Annotated in this window: 14 protein-coding genes; 9 read left to right on the top strand and 5 right to left on the bottom strand. The window is 73.7% G+C overall.

The genetic code is table 11. The features are described from left to right. Positions 1-19: 19 nt before the first annotated feature. From nhaA to SGLAU_RS18285, 3 genes are all read right to left on the bottom strand, one after another. Positions 20-1,450: a Na+/H+ antiporter NhaA gene (gene nhaA / locus SGLAU_RS18275; RefSeq protein ID WP_043502828.1), complete on the bottom strand. Its 1,431-nt coding sequence runs from the start codon at positions 1,448-1,450 to the stop codon at positions 20-22. Between the two features lie 171 nt (positions 1,451-1,621). Beyond that, on the bottom strand, positions 1,622-3,577 hold the full coding sequence (acs, locus tag SGLAU_RS18280) for an acetate--CoA ligase (RefSeq protein WP_043502831.1): 1,956 nt from the start codon (positions 3,575-3,577) through the stop codon (positions 1,622-1,624). 683 nt (positions 3,578-4,260) lie between these two features. After that, the gene (locus SGLAU_RS18285) at positions 4,261-7,059 is read right to left on the bottom strand and encodes a SulP family inorganic anion transporter (protein ID WP_043502832.1); all 2,799 of its coding nucleotides are present in this window, start codon (positions 7,057-7,059) and stop codon (positions 4,261-4,263) included. A 359-nt stretch (positions 7,060-7,418) separates the two neighbouring features. On the opposite strand from SGLAU_RS18285, the gene SGLAU_RS18290 reads away from it, so the two are divergent. Continuing rightward, complete coding sequence (locus SGLAU_RS18290) at positions 7,419-8,690, top strand: lipoprotein (protein ID WP_043502833.1); 1,272 nt, start codon at positions 7,419-7,421, stop codon at positions 8,688-8,690. 27 nt (positions 8,691-8,717) lie between these two features. Here SGLAU_RS18290 and SGLAU_RS18295 read toward each other — a convergent pair whose 3' ends face one another. Further along, positions 8,718-9,698: an ATP-binding protein gene (locus tag SGLAU_RS18295; protein ID WP_043502835.1), complete on the bottom strand. Its 981-nt coding sequence runs from the start codon at positions 9,696-9,698 to the stop codon at positions 8,718-8,720. A 101-nt stretch (positions 9,699-9,799) separates the two neighbouring features. On the opposite strand from SGLAU_RS18295, the gene SGLAU_RS18300 reads away from it, so the two are divergent. Then, positions 9,800-10,630, top strand: a complete 831-nt coding sequence (locus tag SGLAU_RS18300) for a Fic family protein (protein WP_043502837.1) — start codon at positions 9,800-9,802, stop codon at positions 10,628-10,630. Positions 10,631-10,952: 322 nt separating this feature from the next. Here the strand turns inward: SGLAU_RS18300 and SGLAU_RS18305 are convergent, their stop codons facing one another. Then, the gene (locus SGLAU_RS18305) at positions 10,953-11,786 is read right to left on the bottom strand and encodes an HAD family hydrolase (RefSeq protein ID WP_043502838.1); all 834 of its coding nucleotides are present in this window, start codon (positions 11,784-11,786) and stop codon (positions 10,953-10,955) included. Positions 11,787-12,428: 642 nt separating this feature from the next. On the opposite strand from SGLAU_RS18305, the gene ssd reads away from it, so the two are divergent. The 7 genes from ssd to SGLAU_RS18340 all read left to right on the top strand — a co-directional run bounded on the left by ssd (position 12,429) and on the right by SGLAU_RS18340 (position 17,943). Further along, a complete protein-coding gene (gene ssd, locus SGLAU_RS18310) occupies positions 12,429-13,532 on the top strand; it encodes a septum site-determining protein Ssd (RefSeq protein WP_043502840.1) in 1,104 nt (367 codons plus the stop codon). 389 nt (positions 13,533-13,921) lie between these two features. Then, positions 13,922-15,127: a TadA family conjugal transfer-associated ATPase gene (locus SGLAU_RS18315; RefSeq protein ID WP_043502841.1), complete on the top strand. Its 1,206-nt coding sequence runs from the start codon at positions 13,922-13,924 to the stop codon at positions 15,125-15,127. Further along, entirely contained in the window at positions 15,120-16,010 is an 891-nt protein-coding gene (locus tag SGLAU_RS18320; protein WP_043502843.1) for a type II secretion system F family protein, read from the top strand. Before SGLAU_RS18315 ends, SGLAU_RS18320 begins: the two co-directional genes overlap by 8 nt. Before the next feature lie 20 nt (positions 16,011-16,030). After that, on the top strand, positions 16,031-16,819 hold the full coding sequence (locus tag SGLAU_RS18325; RefSeq protein ID WP_043506772.1) for a type II secretion system F family protein: 789 nt from the start codon (positions 16,031-16,033) through the stop codon (positions 16,817-16,819). A gap of 128 nt (positions 16,820-16,947) precedes the next feature. Further along, positions 16,948-17,166: a DUF4244 domain-containing protein gene (locus tag SGLAU_RS18330; RefSeq protein WP_043506775.1), complete on the top strand. Its 219-nt coding sequence runs from the start codon at positions 16,948-16,950 to the stop codon at positions 17,164-17,166. Further along, complete coding sequence (locus SGLAU_RS18335) at positions 17,153-17,536, top strand: TadE family type IV pilus minor pilin (protein WP_078957770.1); 384 nt, start codon at positions 17,153-17,155, stop codon at positions 17,534-17,536. Before SGLAU_RS18330 ends, SGLAU_RS18335 begins: the two co-directional genes overlap by 14 nt. Positions 17,537-17,589: 53 nt before the next feature. Continuing rightward, a complete protein-coding gene (locus SGLAU_RS18340; protein WP_412556237.1) occupies positions 17,590-17,943 on the top strand; it encodes an Rv3654c family TadE-like protein in 354 nt (117 codons plus the stop codon). The last annotated feature ends 37 nt before the right edge of the window (positions 17,944-17,980 follow it).

The following is a 17,980-nucleotide window of genomic DNA, read 5'->3' on the forward strand; positions in this document are numbered from 1 at the left end:
TTTGTACCGTCTCGTCAGATCATGCCGGACCGTCGTTCTCCGCGCCTGCCCCGCCCGGCACTTCCGCAACCGCGTGGCGCGCCGCGGCCTTCTCCTCGGCGATCCGGCGGTGCTCGGTGGCCTTGCGTTCGTGGAGCGCGGCCATCCGCAGGTGGTACTCCGGATCGTCCTCCTCGTAGACGTCCGGGATGCCGTCCTGGTCCTCGTCGCGCTCCTCGGCCTCCCACATCCGCCGGTACGTGGCGTTCCGCAGCTTCAGCAGCACCGTGGCCAGTGCAGCCGCCAGCAGCGAGCCGGTCAGGACGGCCGCCTTGACCTCGCCGGTGAGCGTCGCGTCGCCCTCGAAGGCCAGCTCGCCGATGAGCAGGGAGACGGTGAAGCCGATGCCGGCCAGGGTCGCCACCGCGAACACGTCCGGCCAGGCGAGGTCGTCGCTGAGCGAGGCCCGGGTGAAGCGGGCCGTCAGCCAGGTGCCGCCGAAGATGCCGAGCGTCTTGCCGACCACCAGTCCGAGCACCACGCCCAGCGTCTCCGGGCGGGTGAAGACCTCGGCGAGGGCTCCGCCGGACACCGGGACCCCGGCGCTGAACAGGGCGAACAGCGGCACGGCGAGGCCCGCCGACAGCGGCCGTACGAGGTGTTCGATGTGCTCGCCGGGGGAGTGTTTCTCACCCTCGCGGGTGGTGCAGCGCAGCATCAGGCCCATCGCGACCCCGGCGATGGTGGCGTGGATGCCGCTGTTGTACATCAGCGCCCAGATCACCAGGGCGAGCGGCACGTACACGTACCACCCGCGGACGCCCTTGCGCAGCAGCAGCCAGAAGACGGCGAGGCCGGCCACGGCGCCGCCGAGGGCGGCGAAGTCCAGGGTGTCGGTGAAGAAGACCGCGATGATCAGGATGGCGAACAGGTCGTCGACGACGGCGAGGGTCAGCAGGAAGGCGCGCAGGGCGTTCGGCAGCGAGGTGCCGATGACCGCGAGCACGGCGAGCGCGAAGGCGATGTCGGTGGCCGTGGGCACCGCCCAGCCCGACAGGGAGCCGCCGCCGAAGGTGTTGGTCAGGGCGTAGACCAGCGCGGGCGCGGCCATGCCGCACAGCGCGGCGACGACCGGCAGGGCCGCGGCCCTCGGGTCGCGCAGATCACCTGCGACGAGTTCGCGCTTGAGCTCGATGCCGGCGACGAAGAAGAAGATCGCGAGGAGTCCGTCGGCGGCCCAGTGCGCGACGGACAGGTTCAGGCCGAGGGACCCGGGGCCCAGGTGGAAGTGGCTGACCGTCTCGTAGCTGTCGTGGAGCGGGGGGATGTTCGCCCAGAGCAGTGCGGTGATGGCGGCGACCAGCAGCAGGACACCGCCGACCGTCTCGGTGCGCAGCGCGTCCGCGAGGTAGGTCCGCTCCGGCAGGGACAGCCGGCCGAGGACCTTGCGGGGGGTGCGGGGGGCGGACACGGGAACCTCCGGGGGTGGGCAGCACGACATCGCTTGCCGACCAGACTTCCCGGCGCACCTTTTTTGATTAGCTCAGCTAATGATAGGGGACGCAGGTCCACCTGGGTCCACCCTAGACGCGGCGGGGGCGTCCGGCACGCTCGGCGCCGGACGCCCCGCACGCGGACGTGCTCAGTCCTCGCTGGGCGCGGCCGGGAGCTTCGCCTGGATGAGCTGCATGACCCCGCTGTCGGTCAGGGTGGTCACATCGCCCAGGGCACGGTTCTCGGCGACGTCGCGCAGCAGCCGGCGCATGATCTTGCCGGAGCGCGTCTTCGGCAGCTCGGCCACCGGCAGGATCCGCTTGGGCTTGGCGATCGGGCCGAGCGTGGCGCCGACGTGGTTCCGCAGCTCCGCGACCAGGTCCTCGGTCTCCGCGGCCGTACCGCGCAGGATCACGAACGCCACGATCGCCTGGCCGGTGGTCTCGTCCGCCGCGCCGACCACGGCCGCCTCCGCGACCGAGGGGTGCGAGACCAGCGCGGACTCGACCTCGGTCGTGGAGATGTTGTGACCGGAGACGAGCATGACGTCGTCGACCCGGCCCAGCAGCCAGATGTCGCCGTCGTCGTCCTTCTTGGCGCCGTCGCCCGCGAAGTACTTGCCCTCGAAGCGCGACCAGTAGGTGTCGATGAACCGCTGGTCGTCGCCCCAGATGGTGCGCAGCATCGACGGCCACGGCTCGGTGAGGACCAGGTAGCCACCGCCGCCGTCGGGCACCTCGTTCGCCTCGTCGTCGACGACCGTCGCGGCGATACCCGGCAGTGGGGTCTGCGCGGAACCCGGCTTGGTGGCGGTGACGCCGGGCAGCGGCGAGATCATCATCGCGCCGGTCTCGGTCTGCCACCACGTGTCCACGATCGGGGTGCGGTCGGCGCCGATGTGCTTGCGGTACCAGATCCACGCCTCGGGGTTGATCGGCTCGCCGACCGAGCCCAGCACGCGCAGGCTGCTCAGGTCGAACTTCGCGGGGATGTCGTCGCCCCACTTCATGAACGTGCGGATCGCCGTGGGCGCCGTGTAGAGGATCGTGACCTTGTACTTCTGCACGATCTCCCAGAACCGGCCCTGGTGCGGGGTGTCCGGCGTGCCCTCGTACATGACCTGCGTGGCACCGTTGGCCAGCGGGCCGTAGACGATGTACGAGTGGCCGGTGACCCAGCCGACGTCGGCCGTGCACCAGTAGACGTCCGTCTCGGGCTTGAGGTCGAACACCGCGTGGTGGGTGTACGCCGTCTGGGTGAGGTAGCCGCCGGAGGTGTGCAGGATGCCCTTGGGCTTGCCCGTCGTACCGGACGTGTACAGGATGAACAGCGGGTGCTCCGCGTCGAACGCCTCCGGGGTGTGCTCGGCGCTCTGCCGCCCCACGATGTCGTGCCACCACACGTCGCGGCCCTCGGTGAAGGCGACCTCCTGCCCGGTACGGCGGACCACGAGCACGTGCTCGACGTTGTCCACCTTGCCGAGCGCCTCGTCGACGGCGGGCTTCAGCGCGGACGGCTTGCCGCGCCGGTAGCCGCCGTCGGCCGTGATGACGACCTTGGCGTCGGCGTCCTGGATGCGGGTCGCGAGCGCGTCCGCGGAGAAGCCGCCGAAGACCACCGAGTGCGCGGCGCCGATCCGGGCGCAGGCCAGCATGGCGACGGCCGTCTCCGGGATCATCGGCATGTAGACGGCGACCCGGTCGCCCTTGCGGACACCCAGCTCCAAAAGGGCGTTCGCGGCCCTGGAGACCTCGTCCTTCAGCTCGGCGTAGGTGAGGGCGCGGCTGTCGCCGGGCTCGCCCTCGAAGTGGATGGCCACCCGGTCGCCGTGCCCGGCCTCGACGTGGCGGTCGACGCAGTTGTACGCGACGTTCAGCTCGCCGTCCTTGAACCACTTGGCGAACGGCGGGTTCGACCAGTCCAGCGTCTCGGTCGGCTCCTTGGCCCAGCTGAGCCGCCGGGCCTGCTCGGCCCAGAAGCCGAGCCGGTCAGCCTTGGCCTGTTCATACGCCTCCGCGGTGACGTTGGCGTTCGCGGCCAGGTCGGCGGGGGGTGCGAACCTGCGTTCTTCCTTGAGCAGGTTGGCCAGGCTTTCGTTGCTCACGACATCTCCCTTTCCCAGGGTGTCCGTTGTGTCCCAGACCACAGCTCATCAGACCCGGGGGCCCGATGACAAGGGTCGTCGGGAAATTGGTTTAGACCTGTGAGGGTGGCTGATGGGACGGGCTGGTGGAGTGGCCGGTGCGGTATCCGGCCCCGGTGGTCCGTTGCGGTGATCGGCTGTGGTGGTCATCCGTACCCACGGACGCGGCGGGGGCGGAGTTCAGTGGCTGTAACGCCTTTCACACGAGCGGCCACGCGCAGGCGGACGGGCCGTACCGGAGCTGGTCACGGTCGACCGGCTCACCCGCGGAGGCGGCGGCCGCGCCGGGCCTCCGCGATCCGGGCCGCTTAGACCGGACGGGTGGCGGGGCCCGCCCCGTCCGGAGGATCGACCCGCGTGGCGGGCGGGGCCTGGCTCGACTTCGGGGATACCGGGCGGCGCCCGGCCCGCCGGGACAGTCCAGCGGGCCGTCAGCTTCGCGCTCGGGGGCCGGGCCGCCCCGTGCGACCCCGTTCCCGGCCCCCGAGCGCCGTCCGGCGGAGCCGTTCGGGCTCCACCGGACGGGGACGCGGGCGCCGGGCGCCGGGCGTCACGGGGGCCCGGTGTCAGGGGTGCCGGTGTCAGGGGGCCGAGGCCCGCCCGCCCCTGCCGTCGACACCCGGTACGGCCCTTCGGGCGGCGGCTCAGGCCGGGCTGCGCAGTTCCTCCGCCTCGGTGACGTGGTCGAAGACCGCCGCACCGGACACCTCGGTGAGCAGGTAGGCCTGCGCCTCGCCCACGTGGAAGTACATCCCGTGCAGCTCCAGCGCGCCCTCGCGCAGGGCGCGGGCCACCGACTCGTGGGCGCGCAGGTGCTCCAGCTGCTGCACGACGTTGGCCAGGCTCAGCTGCTCCACCGCGTCGGCGGGACGCCGCCCGGCGAGCCGCGGCCGGGGCCCGCCGCCGTCGGTCATCCGCCGCACGCTCGGCAGCCCGTGCCGCAGCCACCGCTTGAGCGGTGTCCGCGGCCCACCGGGCACACCGGATTCCTCCGGGTGCTCGTCACGCGCGGCGAGCAGCGCCTGCATGGCACCGCAGCCGGAGTGCCCGCACACGGTGATGTGCCGGACCTCCAGGACGTCCACCGCGTACTCGATGGCCGCCGCCACCGAGTCGTCGCCGCTCTCCGCGCCGGGCAGCGGCACCAGGTTGCCCACGTTGCGCACCACGAAGAGGTCGCCGGGGCCGCTGGACGTGATCATCGAGGTGACGAGGCGTGAGTCGGCGCAGGTGAGGAAGAGGTGCACCGGTCGCTGGCCCTCCCGTGCCAGCCGGGCCAGCTCGCTCCGCACCAATGGTGCCGTCCGGCGCTGGAAGGCGCTGATGCCGCGGACGAGTTGGTGGCCGCCGGCCGGGGAACCGTCGGTGGGGTCCGGGCCGGGGGGCAGGGTGACGTCGTCGGTGCCACCCGCGTGCTCCGGGCTCCCCGTGTGCTCGGGGCCCTTCGGGTGAGCCGGGCTCTCCTGGACCACCGGGTGCTCCAGGGGCTCCGAGTGCGCCCGGCGCTCACGGTGCCCCGGTTCCCGGCCGTCCTGCCGCACCCGATCCGACGGCGCGAGCGGCCCCGTCGTCCCCGGTGCGCCCGGCGGAGCCGGCGGCTCCGGCCGGTCCGGGAGGTCCGGCCGGTCCGGTCGCTTGGACGGTCGCAACCCCTTCCGGAAGCCGGCCGCGCCGGCCGAGTCGCCCGGCGTGCCGTCCGGTTCGGCCCGGCCGTCCGGCCCGGCCCCCGCTTCCGGTTCCCTCGCCGGGCCCGGTGCCGCCTCGCTGCCGGGCACCTCCCACTCGCACTGGTGGTTGCGCCACGGTGTCCAGGGACGGCACCGGCAGTCACCGGACCCCTCCGGCTCCGCCGCACCCGTGCCGGCCGGATCCTCCGCGGGGGTGCCCGGCTCGGCGATGCGGATCCCGGCGCGGCGGCCGGTCAGTTCCACGGTGCCGCCCTGCGCGGTGTGCGTGTTCTGCCAGTCGTGCAGGGTCTCGTACGCCGCGTGGTCCATGAAGGAACCGTCCAACTCGACGACGGCGGCGGTGCCCTGCGGGATCTGGTGCAGCACCCGGCTCAGGCGGGGCACGGCGAGGAACGTCAACTGGCCTCTCACCTGCACGTGGTGGACTCCCCCCTCCTCCGTGTGCCTGATCCGGGTGCGGGTCAGGCGGTGCAGGGCGACGGCGACGGCCACGGCGACGCCGAGGGCCACCCCCTCCAGGACGCCGAACAGCACCACGCCGAGGGTGGTGACGGCGTACACCAGCACCTCGCGGTGGCGGGTCACCGTGCGGATGTGGTGCAGGGACACCATCTGGATGCCGACGGCCATCACCAGGGCGGCCAGTGCGGCGAGCGGGATCTGCTCCAGCAGCGGGACCATCAGCAAGGTGGCGGCCACCACGAGAGCACCGTGCAGCATCGTGGAGTTGCGGCTCACCGCGCCCGCGTTCACGTTCGCCGTGCTGCGCACCGCGACACCCGCGACCGGCAGTCCGCCGAGCCCGCCGGAGACGATGTTCGCGGCGCCCTGACCGAGCAGTTCGCGGTCCAGGTCGGAGCGTGGGACCCGGCCGGTGAGGCCGGGGCGGGCGGCGGCCAGCCGGTCCACCGCGACCGCGCCGAGCAGCGACTGCACGCTGCACACCAGCGTGGTGGTCAGTACGGCGGCCACCAGGCCGAGCACGGGCCCCTCGGGCAGCCCGGCCAGCGCGTGGTTGTTCCAGGACGGCAGCTCCACCTTGGGCAGGGTGAGCCCCGCGAGCGATGCGGTTGCGGTGGCGCCGGTGACGGCGATCAGGGGTGCCGGTGCCTTGCGCAGCAGCCGTCCGGTCCGGCCGGGCAGCCGGGGCCAGAGGAAGAGCAGGGCCAGGGTGAGCGCGCTCGTCGACAGGGCGGCGGGGTGCAGGTCCGCGAGCTGGGCGGGCAGCGCGCGCAGGTTGTCCAGCACCGCGCTCTGCGGCGTGCCGCCGAGGACGATGTGCAGCTGGGCCACGGCGATGGTGACGCCGATCCCGGCCAGCATGCCGTGCACGATGGCGGGGCTGACCGCGAGGGCGGTGCGCGCCACCCGCAGGCAGCCGAGGCCCAGTTGGGCGGCACCCGCCAGGACGGTGATGGCACAGGTCGTCCGCCATCCGTAGAGGTGGATGAGGTCGGCGGTGACGACCGTGAGCCCGGCGGCGGGTCCGCTGACCTGGAGCTGGGACCCGCCGAGCCGTCCGGCGACGAGGCCGCCCACGGCGGCCGCGACGAGGCCGGCCTGGAGCGGGGCGCCGGTGGCGAGGGCGATGCCGAGGGACAGGGGCAGGGCGATCAGGAAGACCGCGATGGACGCCGACACGTCCGCGCCGGCGATCCGGAAGCGGCGGGGGCGCCCGCTCGGCGGGCTGTGCGGCTGGTGGTCGGGGTTCGGCCGGTGGGGGTCGGTCGTGCGTGTGGGGACGCAGGCTGACATGTTTCCCGTCTCCTCCGGGGCAGCGGTCGCGGAACAGGTCGGTCCCGCCGGGTGGCGGGTCGGTCGCGGCCGTGAGTCACGGCGTGCAGTGGCGGGATGGATCAACGCTCAGTAAACGAATAGTAATGCTGGGTAAAGGCGAAGTCCGGATTTTCCCGGCAAATGGGTCAGTAAATCACTCCAGAGAGTGATCCGAGTCTTTGATCGGCTTGTCGTACTAATTCCTTCTCGGTCCCGTGCGACCTTGGCGGCGCTGTCGGCCGGCCCGGCATCTCGCCCGGGTGGCAGCACAGCGCGCACTGCACCCGAAAACGCCCTCAGCGGCGTTGGCCCGAGAGAAGGAAGTAGGTGGGCGGAAGATGGCCGCCACCCAGAGGATCGCCGCGGGCGCCGTGGTCGCCGCGGTCTGTGCCGTGTCGCTCGCCGGTTGCTCGGCGGACTCCGGCACCACGAAGAAGGGCGTCAGCGGACCGCAGCGGCCCGAGGCGGCCCCCGCCCCCAGGAGCCCCCTCCGGCTCATCGGCGACGGTTCCACGGCGTTCACCGGAGCCCAGCCGCACCTGCCCCGCCCCGAGCGGATGAAGCCCGGGCAGCGGCCACCGCAGTTCGTGGTGTTCTCCTGGGACGGCGCCGGCGAGGACAGCCAGCGGCTGTTCTCCCACTTCCGCAAGGTCGCCAAGGCGAACGGCGCCACGATGACCTACTTCCTCAGCGGCGTGTACCTCCTGCCGGAGGACAAGGCCGACCTCTACAAACCGCCGCAGCACTCGCCGGGCCGCTCGGACATCGGCTTCAACGACCGGCAGGGCATCGCCGACACCGTGAAGCAGCTCCGCCTCGCCTGGCTGGAGGGCAACGAGATCGGAACCCACTTCAACGGCCACTTCTGCGGCAAGGGCGGCGGCGTCGGCGAGTGGTCGGTGGAGGAGTGGAAGGACGAGATCGCCCAGGCCAAGCGGTTCGTGAAGTCCTGGAAGACCCACACCGGGATGACCAAGGCGGCGCCACTGCCGTTCGACTACGACAGGGAGCTGATCGGCGCCCGCACACCCTGCCTCGAGGGCCAGCGCAACTTCATGAGGGCCGCCCGCGAACTGGGCTTCCGCTACGACACCAGCGGCGTCAACGACCAGGTGTGGCCGCGGAAGAAGGGGGGCCTGTGGGACCTGTCGATGCAGCTCGTGCCGTTCCCCGGGCACTCCTACGAGCAGCTGACCATGGACTACAACTTCATGGTCAACCAGTCCGGCACCACCACCCAGGGCGACCCCGACAAGTACGACGCGTGGGGCGACCAGATGCGCGACGGCCTGCTGATGGGCTTCCGGCGCGCCTACGACGGCAACCGCGCGCCCCTGATCATCGGCAACCACTTCGAGTCCTGGAACGGCGGCACGTACATGCGTGCCGTCGAGGAGGTCATCGAGCGGGTGTGCACCAAGCCCGAGGTGCGCTGTGTCTCCTTCCGGCAACTGGCCGACTGGCTGGACGCCCAGGACCCGCAGACCCTGGCGAAGCTGCGCACACTGAGGGTCGGCGAGGCGCCGAAGCGGGGCTGGGCGGCCTTCCTGGCCGCCCGCCCGGCCCCCGCGCCGAAGGGCGTGCCCGGGGCGCCGGCGGACAGGGACTAGCCCGCCGCGCCCGGCGGGAGCGGTGTGTCAGGCGTTCGCCACCACGCTCTCGCCGAGCACGAAGTCGGGGTCGACCTGCGCCGCCAGGTCGGCCCCGGTCCGCTCGTTGCCCCAGGACCGGGCGTTCTTCAGGTGGAAGTGCACCATCTGGCGGGTGTAGCGCTCCCAGTCGCGCTCGTCGTAGGTCGCGTCGGCGGCCGTCCGCAGGGCGTGCAGGGCGCGGCGGTTGGCATCCTCCAGGAGGTCGAAACGGGGCGGTCGGCCCTTCTCCATGGCGCGCACCCAGTCGGAGTGGCCGACGGTGACGAGCAGATCGTCCCCTACCTGTTCGCGCAGGTAGTCGAGGTCGTCCTGGCCCTGCACCTTGTTGCCGACGACGGCGAGCCGGACGCCGTAGTCGCGGGCGTACTCCTTGTACTGGCGGTAGACGGAGACCCCCTTGCGGGTCGGTTCGGCGACGAGGAACGTGATGTCGAAGCGGGTGAACATGCCGGAGGCGAAGGAGTCGGAGCCCGCGGTCATGTCGACCACGACGTACTCGTCGCGGCCGTCGACGAGGTGGTTCAGGCACAGCTCGACCGCTCCGGTCTTGGAGTGGTAGCAGGCGACCCCCAGGTCGGCTTCGGTGAAGGGGCCCGTGACCATCAGCCGGACGGTGCCGCCGTCGAGTTCCACCGGCCGGGCGCAGGCGTCGTAGACCGGGTTGTCGCCGCGTACCCGCAGCAGCCGCGAGCCCTCGCCGGGCGGCGTGGTCTTGATCATGGTCGCGGCCGAGGCGATCCGCGGATTGCTGCCCCGCAGGTAGTCCTTGATCAGCGGCAGTTGGTCACCCATCGCGGGAAGCGCGGCGGCCTCCGCCTCGTCGAGGCCGAGCGCTGCCCCGAGGTGCTGGTTGATGTCGGCGTCCACGGCGACGACCGGCGCTCCGGCGGCCGCGAGGTGGCGGATGAACAGGGAGGACAGGGTGGTCTTGCCGCTCCCGCCCTTCCCGACGAAAGCAATTTTCATGTTCAGTAAGCCTAGTGGTGCGAGCGCCGCGCGCGCGGGGCGGACGTGAAGAAGACCACTCCTTCGTGGGGTTCGGCGCCCGGGTGCGTAATGTCGTACTCATGAGTACGACAGGCGCTACCGCCGATCGGGACCCCCTCGCGGCCCTGGGCGCACTGCCCGGTGTGGCCGACTCGGTGGAGTCCGTGCGCAAGGCCGTGGACCGGGTCTACGGACACCGCATCATGCGGCGCCGCAGCAACGAGATCACCTCCGAGGCGGCCCTGCGCGGCGCCCGGGGTTCGGCGGCGCTGTCCGGTGCCGACTGGGCCCTGGAGGAGGTGCGCCGGCGCACCGACTTCAGTGGTGACGGCGAGGCCCGGACCGTGGGCGCGGCGCTGCGGCTGACCGCCGAGGCGGGACAGCTGCTGTCCATCTGGCGGCAGTCCCCGCTGCGGGTGCTGGCCCGCCTGCACCTGGTCGCGGCGGCCGACGACGCCGACGTCGTGGGCCGCCCGCGGCAGCCGGGCGAGCCGGTGCACGAGCCGCTGGTCGAGCGGCCGCTGCCGGGTGCCGGCGAGGTGTCGGCGCGCCTGGAGGGTCTGGCGGAGCTGATCATCGCGGGAGGTTCGGCCCCCGCGCTGGTCACGGCCGCGGTGGTGCACGGCGAGCTGCTCGCCCTGCGTCCGTTCGTCTCCCACAACGGCCTGGTCGCGCGCGCGGCCGAGCGGATCGTCCTGGTCGGCAGCGGCCTGGACCCGAAGTCTGTCTGCCCCGCCGAGGTGGGCCACGCCGAGCTGGGGCTGGACGCCTATCTGACCGCGTTCGACGGATATCTGTCCGGCACGGCGGAGGGCATGGCGGCCTGGATCGCCCACTGCGGCAAGGCGGTCGGGCTGGGGGCGCGCGAGTCGACGGCGGTGTGCGAGGCGCTGCAGCGCGGAGCGGCGTAGGCGCCGGGAAGGGCCGGGAAAGGGTTGCGGCGGTACGAGGACTCGTACCGCCGCTGGCATGATCACCCAGTTACCAAGCGTCCTCGAATGTCGCCCATCAGGCCGGGGACTTTGCCCGTACCTGGTGCGGCTGGCCCGTAATCGACGGGTCGACGTCGCGTGGGTGCCAGGCGGTCATGCTTCGGTCCGTGGGGCCAATTGCGTTTCTGAAGGTGATCCTCTCGGATGTCCTTGGTCTCGCGGGCCGTTGAGTCCTTTGTACTCCTGACCGGCAGTAAGCGGAAGTGGTGGCTCCAGTTTTTACTTTCGCGTTCAAGCAGGCTCAGAGAACGGCGGCGCGCCGGCGGCTCGCGTACCAGACGAGGCCCGCCGTCGCCGCCGCCGCTCCTATCGCCGCCGCCGCCACCAAGGCGGGGCGCGGCGGCACGGAGAAGGCGGGCAGCCGCTGCTTGAGCCGCACCGGACGGTGGAAGTCGAGGATCGGCCAGCCGCGTGAAACGGCCTCCCGGCGCAGTGCCCGATCCGGGTTCACGGCGTGCGGATGCCCGACGGACTCCAGCATCGGCAGGTCGGTCGCGGAGTCGCTGTAGGCGTAGCAGCGCGCCAGGTCGTAGCCCTCGGACGCGGCGAGTTCCCGGATCGCCTCCGCCTTCGTGGGGCCGTAGGCGTAGTACTCGACCTCGCCGGTGTAGCAGCCGTCCTCGCCGACGACCATCCGGGTGGCCACCACCCGGTCGGCGCCCAGCAGCTCCCCGATCGGCTCGACGACCTCGGAGCCCGAGGTGGAGACGATCACCACGTCGCGGCCGGCGGTGTGGTGCTCCTCGATGAGCGAGGCCGCCTCGTCGTAGATGAGCGGGTCGATGAGGTCGTGCAGGGTCTCGGCGACGATCTCCTTCACCTGCTGGACGTTCCAGCCGCGGACGAGCCGGGACAGATACTCGCGCGTCCGTTCCATCTGGTCGTGGTCCATACCGCCGACGAGGAAGACGAACTGGGCATACGCGGTCCGCAAGGCGGCCCTGCGGTTGATCAGTCCGCCTTGGTAGAAGGACTTGCTGAAGGTGAGCGTGCTCGACTTCGCAATGACCGTCTTGTCCAGGTCAAAGAAGGCCGCTGTGCGGGGCAAGGAGTGGTTTTCCACGACCCAGAGCATAGGCGCAGCCCATTCGGCGTAAGGTGGGGCGCGTGGGTTTGCCTGAGAGGGCTCTCGGGTACACCATGGAAGTCACGGATCGTTCGCGACCGTGCTAACCCGGTCCGACTCCTCCCCCCCCGAGTCGGCCGTGGGGACGACCCCCGCTCTCCCCCCCGGCGGGGGTCGTCGCATGTCCGGGTGGGTTTTCCCCTTCATTGATCGGCGTGGACGCCGCGTTCGGCCGACTCGGGCCGCGAGTTCCCCCTGCCCATGATCCCTCACTCTCCGTAGTCATCGGACTCCTCTGCGGAAGTCGCACAGGAGAGGGTGCGGGGGCGCCCAGGGCTCACCGGTATGGGTGACGGCGATATTCACAGGGGTCCGGTTGTCCACAGTTATCGACCAAGATCCACATCATTTTCGCGCTCGCCTCATCGTGATTCCCACGCGCCTCGCTCGGGACGAGTTCCGGACGGTTCCGTTTGTGGTGTGCGTATGGCCGGTTTCTGTCGGCCGCTCATATGGGCGGCCCGGTCGCCGGTTCTCCGTCCGCCGCAATCGCGGGCCTTCCGGGGCCCGCCAGCGACACGGCCGGACCGCTGAGAGCCCCCGGCGGCTCGCCCAGCCCAGACAGCCCAGACAGCGAAGGGGACATCCGTCATGGCCGGATCCACCACATCCGAACAGCCGTCCACCGCCGGTGGCCGGCCGGGCCGACCGCTGATCGTCACCGAGGACCCCGAACTCCTCGACGACCTGCTCCGCCTGTGTGCCGCCGCCGGAGCGACACCCGAGGTGCGGCACGGCCCGCCCGAACGCGGCGGCGGCTGGGAGGCCGCGCCGCTCGTGCTGGTCGGCGACGACGCCGCACGGCGGCTGCGCGGCGCCCCGCGCGGCGGCGGCGTGGTGCTGGTCGGCCGGGACCAGGACGACCCAGGGGTGTGGCGGCGAGCCGTGGAGATCGGCGCCGACCACGTCCTGATGCTGCCCGACGGGGAGCAGTGGCTGGTCGACCGGATCGCGGACGTCACCGAGGGCGTCGGCCGGCCCGCGCTCACCGTCGGCGTCATCGGCGGCCGGGGCGGCGCCGGGGCCTCCACACTCGCGTGCGCCCTCGCCGTCACCTCCGCGCGGGAGGGACTGCGCACCCTGCTCGTGGACGCCGATCCGCTCGGCGGCGGACTCGACATCCTGCTCGGCGGGGAGACCGCGGACGGACTGCGCTGGCCCGCCTTCGCCGCCTCGCGCGGCCGGGTCGGCAGCGGCGCCCTGGAGGAGTCACTGCCCGAGCTGCACGCGCTGCGGGTGCTCAGCTGGGACCGCGGCGACTGCCTCGCCATCGCCCCGCAGGCCGTACGGGCGGTGCTCGCCGCCGCCCGGCGCCGCGGCGGCACCGTCGTCGTCGACCTGCCCCGCCGGATCGACGACGGTGTGGCCGAGATCCTCGCCCAGCTCGACCTCGGCGTCCTCGTCGTCCCGGCCGAGCTGCGTGCCGTCGCGGCGGCCGGGCGCATGGCCTCCGCCGTCGGCATGGTGCTGCGCGATCTGCGCGTCGCCGTCCGCGGACCGTACGCCCCGGGCCTGGACGACCACGAGGTGGCCCGGCTGTTGGGGCTGCCCCTGGCCGGAGAACTGCCCGTCGAGCCCGGGCTGTCACGCCTGGCCGACGGCAAGGAGCCGCCCGGCGCGGGCGGTCGCGGGCCGCTCGCACGGTTCTGCAAGGACTTCTGGGAGCGGGCGCTGGTCGAGGCGGGAACGGCATGACCGGGGGACACGCCGTGGTGCCGCGCCGTTCGGCCACGCGTCGTTCCGCGGGGAGTCGATACGGGGAGGGCCGTTCCCCAGTGGGCCGGTCCGCCCGGGGCACGTCCCTGACGGATCACTTCGCCCCGGGTCCGCCTGCGGCGGGTGGGTCCGGCCCGTATCCGTCCCCGACGGGTGGGTCCGGCCCGTATCCGTCTCCGACGGGTGGGTCCGGCTCGTATCCGTCTCCGACGGGTGGGTCCGGCCCGTATCCGTCCCCGACGGGTGGTTCCGGCCCGTATCCGTCATCGACGGGTCGTTCCGGCCCGTATCCGTCATCGACGGGTCGTTCCGGCCCGTATCCGTCCTCTGCAGGGTCCGCGGCGGGCTCGTCCGCACGGGGAGTCTTCGTGGCGGGCCCGTCCGCCCCCGGGCCTTCCGTACCGCTGCTGGACAGCGTTCGGCAGTGGCTGGCCGAGCACGGGGCCGAGCCCACACCCGCGCGGGTGGCGCAGGCGCTGCGCGAACAGGGACGGGTGCTCGGCGACGCGGAAGTCCTCGGCACCGCCGAACGGCTGCGCTCCGAACTGGTCGGCAGCGGGCCGCTGGAGCCGCTGCTCGCCGACCCGTCGGTGACCGACGTCCTGGTCTCGGCACCGGACCGGGTGTGGGTGGACCGGGGCGGTGGGCTCGAGCTGACGTCCGTGGCGTTCGCGGACGCGGGCGCCGTGCGACGGCTCGCGCAACGCCTCGCCGCAGTGGCCGGTCGGCGGCTCGACGACGCCCGGCCCTGGGTCGACGCCCGGCTGCCCGACGGCACCCGGCTGCACGCGGTGCTGCCTCCGGTGGCGGTCGGCTGCACCTGCCTGGCGCTGCGGGTGGTCCGGCCCCGTGCGTTCACGCTCGACGAACTGGTCACCGCGGGCACCGTTCCGCCGGGCGGGGACCGGGTGCTGCGCGCCATGCTGCGGGCCCGGCTGTCCTTCCTGATCAGCGGCGGCACCGGCAGCGGCAAGACGAGCCTGCTCAGCGCACTGCTCGGGCTGGTCGGACCGGGTGAGCGGATCGTGCTCGCCGAGGACTCCGCCGAGCTGCGCCCCGACCACCCGCACGTCGTCCGGCTGGAGACCAGACCCGCCAACCAGGAGGGCGCGGGCCTGGTGACCCTGGAGGACCTGGTGCGCCAGGCACTGCGGATGCGGCCCGACCGGCTGGTCGTCGGCGAGGTGCGCGGGGCCGAGGTGGTGCATCTGCTGGCCGCGTTGAACACCGGCCACGAAGGCGGCTGCGGCACCGTGCACGCCAACGCCGCCGCCGATGTGCCGGCCCGGCTGGAGGCGCTGGGCACCGCCGCCGGGCTCGACCGGGCCGCGCTGCACAGCCAGCTCGCGGCGGCCCTGTCGGTCGTGCTGCACCTGGTGCGCGACCGGTCCGGGCGGCGCCGCATCGCCGAGGTGCGGGTGCTGGAACGGGACCCGACCGGACTGGTGCGGACCGTACCCGCAGTGCGCTGGGGCGCGCGGGGGTTCGTGCGCGAGCGGGGCTGGGAGCGGCTGCGGGAGCTGCTGGGCGACGAGTGGAGCGACGAGGGGACCGAGGGAGCGCGGCATGGGTGAGACAGCGGTCGGCGGGACGGCGATGGGCGCGGCGGTGCTGTGCGCCGGGGCGGCCGCCTGGACGATGGGCGGCCCGCACTCCGCGGCACGCCGGGCACGGCTGCTGCTCGCGGGCGGCGGGACGGTGGGTACCGGGGCCGTGGGCACCGGGCCGCCACCGTGGCGGTGGACGGTCCTGGCGCGGCGGCTGCGCGGGCGGCTGGGGGCCGAGTGGTGGGCGGTGGCCGCCGGTGCGCTGCTCGCGGTGCTGGGTTCGTCACCGCTGCCGGCCGTCGCGGGGGCGGCCGGAGTGCCGCTGCTGCGCCGTGCTCGGCTGGCCAGGGAGTCACGGCTGGCCCGGGAACGCCGGGGCGAAGCGGTGATCGCCCTGTGCGCGGCACTCGCCGGGGAGGTGCGGGCCGGGCGGCAGCCCGGCGAGGCGCTGCAGCGCGCCGCGCACGACACCGGAGGACTCGCCGGCGCCCAGGCGGCCGTACTGGCGGCGGCCCGCTTCGGCGGCGAGGTCCCGGAGGCGCTCGCGGCGGCGGCCCGGCAACCCGGTGCCGAAGGACTGCTCGGGCTCGCGGCGTGCTGGCAGGTGGCCGTCGACCACGGCGCGGGCCTCGCGGCCGGACTCGAACGGCTGGAAGCGGCCCTGCGCGCCGAACGCGACCAGCGCGCCGAGCTGCGCGCCCAGTTGTCCGGCGCCCGCGCCACCGCCGCCATGCTCGCCGCACTGCCGGCGCTGGGCCTCCTCCTCGGCACCGCTCTCGGCGCCGACCCCCTGCGCGTACTGCTGCACACCGGGCCGGGCCTGGTCTGCCTGGTGCTCGGCGCGGCGCTGGAGGCCGCGGGGCTGTGGTGGGTGCTGCGGATCGTCCGGGCCGCGGAGGAGGCGGCATGAGCGTGGCGCAGGCGGCGGCCGTGAGTGCGGACGCCGTCCACAGGCTGGGGACACTGCTCGGGATGGCGCTGGCCCTCGGCTGGTCGGCCCACCGGGTCACGGCGGCACGGCGCGAGCGCCGGATGCGGCGGCGGCTCGCGGCCGTCCTGGTGAGCCCGGAGCCCAGGCCGGTGCGGCCGCCCGTGGACCTGCCGGGTGCGGTGCGGCGCGTGCTGCCGGAGCTGGCCGTGACAGGTGCCGGGTGGGCACTGGTGGGCGGCGTTCCCGGGGTCGTGGCGGGGGTGCTGGCGGCCGTGGCGTTGCGGCGGTGGCGCGGGCGGCGGCGGGGGACGGTGACCGGCGCGGTGCCCGACACCCGTGCGGCCACCCGGCAGCTCCCCCTCGCCGCCGATCTGCTGGCCGCCTGTGCCGCCGCCGGAGCCGCCCCGGTGACGGCCGCGCGGGCCGTGGGCGAGGCACTGGGCGGGCCCGTGGGCCAGGCGCTGGCGCGGGGCGCGGCGGAGGTCCGCCTGGGCGGAGAACCAGGGGAGGCCTGGCGGGCCCTGGGCGCGATCCCGGGTGCCGAGGGTCTGGCGAGGCTGCTGGAGCGGGCCGATGTGTCGGGCCTGCCCGCCGCCGGGCCGGCCGCCCGGCTCGCGGCCGACGCCCGCGCCGGCTGGGCGCGCGCCGCGACGGTGCGGGCCCGGCGGGCCGCGGTCCTGGTGACGGCGCCGGTGGGGCTGTGCTTCCTGCCTGCCTTCCTCGCGATCGGCGTACTGCCCGTGGTGATCGGGATGGCGGGCGAGGTGATGGGCGGGGGTGGTGGCTAGCGGCGGTGGCCGGAGCCGGTGAGCGGCGGTGGCCGGGACCGAGGAGGACGAGGTGGGCGCATGCGAGCAGGACGAGCAGGACGAGCAGGACGAGCACGAGGACGAGTGAGGAGATCGGGATGAGCCGGATGAGCAAGGTGGTACGGGCGCGGGTGCGGGCCATGGTGGACGCGCTGCGCGGACTGCGTGGTGGGCGGGAGGATGCCGGCATGGTCACCTCGGAGTACGCGGTGGGCATCGTCGCGGCGGCGGGCTTCGCACTGCTGCTGTACAAGGTGGTGACCAGCGGACAGGTCAGTGCGGCACTGCACAGCATCGTCAAGCGGGCCCTCGATGCCGGGATGTGAGCGGCGGCGGCGGGCGGGCCGGGACGACGGGTTCGTGACGGCGGAGTCGGCCGTGGTGCTGCCCGTGCTGGTCGCGGTCGCGATGGCGCTGGCCTGGGGGCTGCTGGTGGTGGCCGCCCAGATCCAGTGTGTGGACGCGGCCCGCACCGGCGCCCGCGCGGCGGCCCGCCAGGACCCGGCCGACGCGGTCGCCGCACTGGCCAGGGAGGCTGCTCCGCACGGGGCGAAGGTCACGGTCGCCAGGGAGGGGGACCGGGTCAGGGTCGTGGTGACCGCGACGCCGCCGGTGCTGGGCGATCTGGCGTTCGAGTTGCGCGAGGAGGCGGTGGCGTCCGTGGAGGGCACCCCGGCGCCGGGAGCGTCGCCGTGAGGGCGGTGATGCGCCGCGCGCGGAGGACGGGGGCCGACCGGGGTTCGGCCACCGTGTGGAGCGTCGGGGCGATCGCCGCGCTGTGTGTGGTGTTCGGAGTGGTGCTCGCCCTGGGGCAGGCGGTCGTGGCCCGGCACCGCGCGGCGGGCGGCGCGGACCTCGCGGCGCTCGCGGCGGCGGACCACTGGGCGCACGGCACCGCCGAGGCCTGCGCCCGGGCGGACCGGGTGGCACGGGTTCAGGGCACGCGGCTCGTGCGGTGCGCGGTCGTCGGGGAGATCTCCGACGTGTCGGTCGCGGCGGGCAGCGGGCCGTTCGCGGCGGAGGCCAGGGCCCGGGCGGGCCCGGCGGGACGGCCCCCGGCCCTCCGCCACCACCTCTTCCGGAGGCACCGCCGGGCGGCATGAGCCCTTCGCCTTCGGAGGACGGGGTTACGCCAGCCCG

The sequence above is a fragment of the Streptomyces glaucescens genome, from assembly GCF_000761215.1.
GTDB lineage: Bacteria > Actinomycetota > Actinomycetes > Streptomycetales > Streptomycetaceae > Streptomyces > Streptomyces glaucescens_B.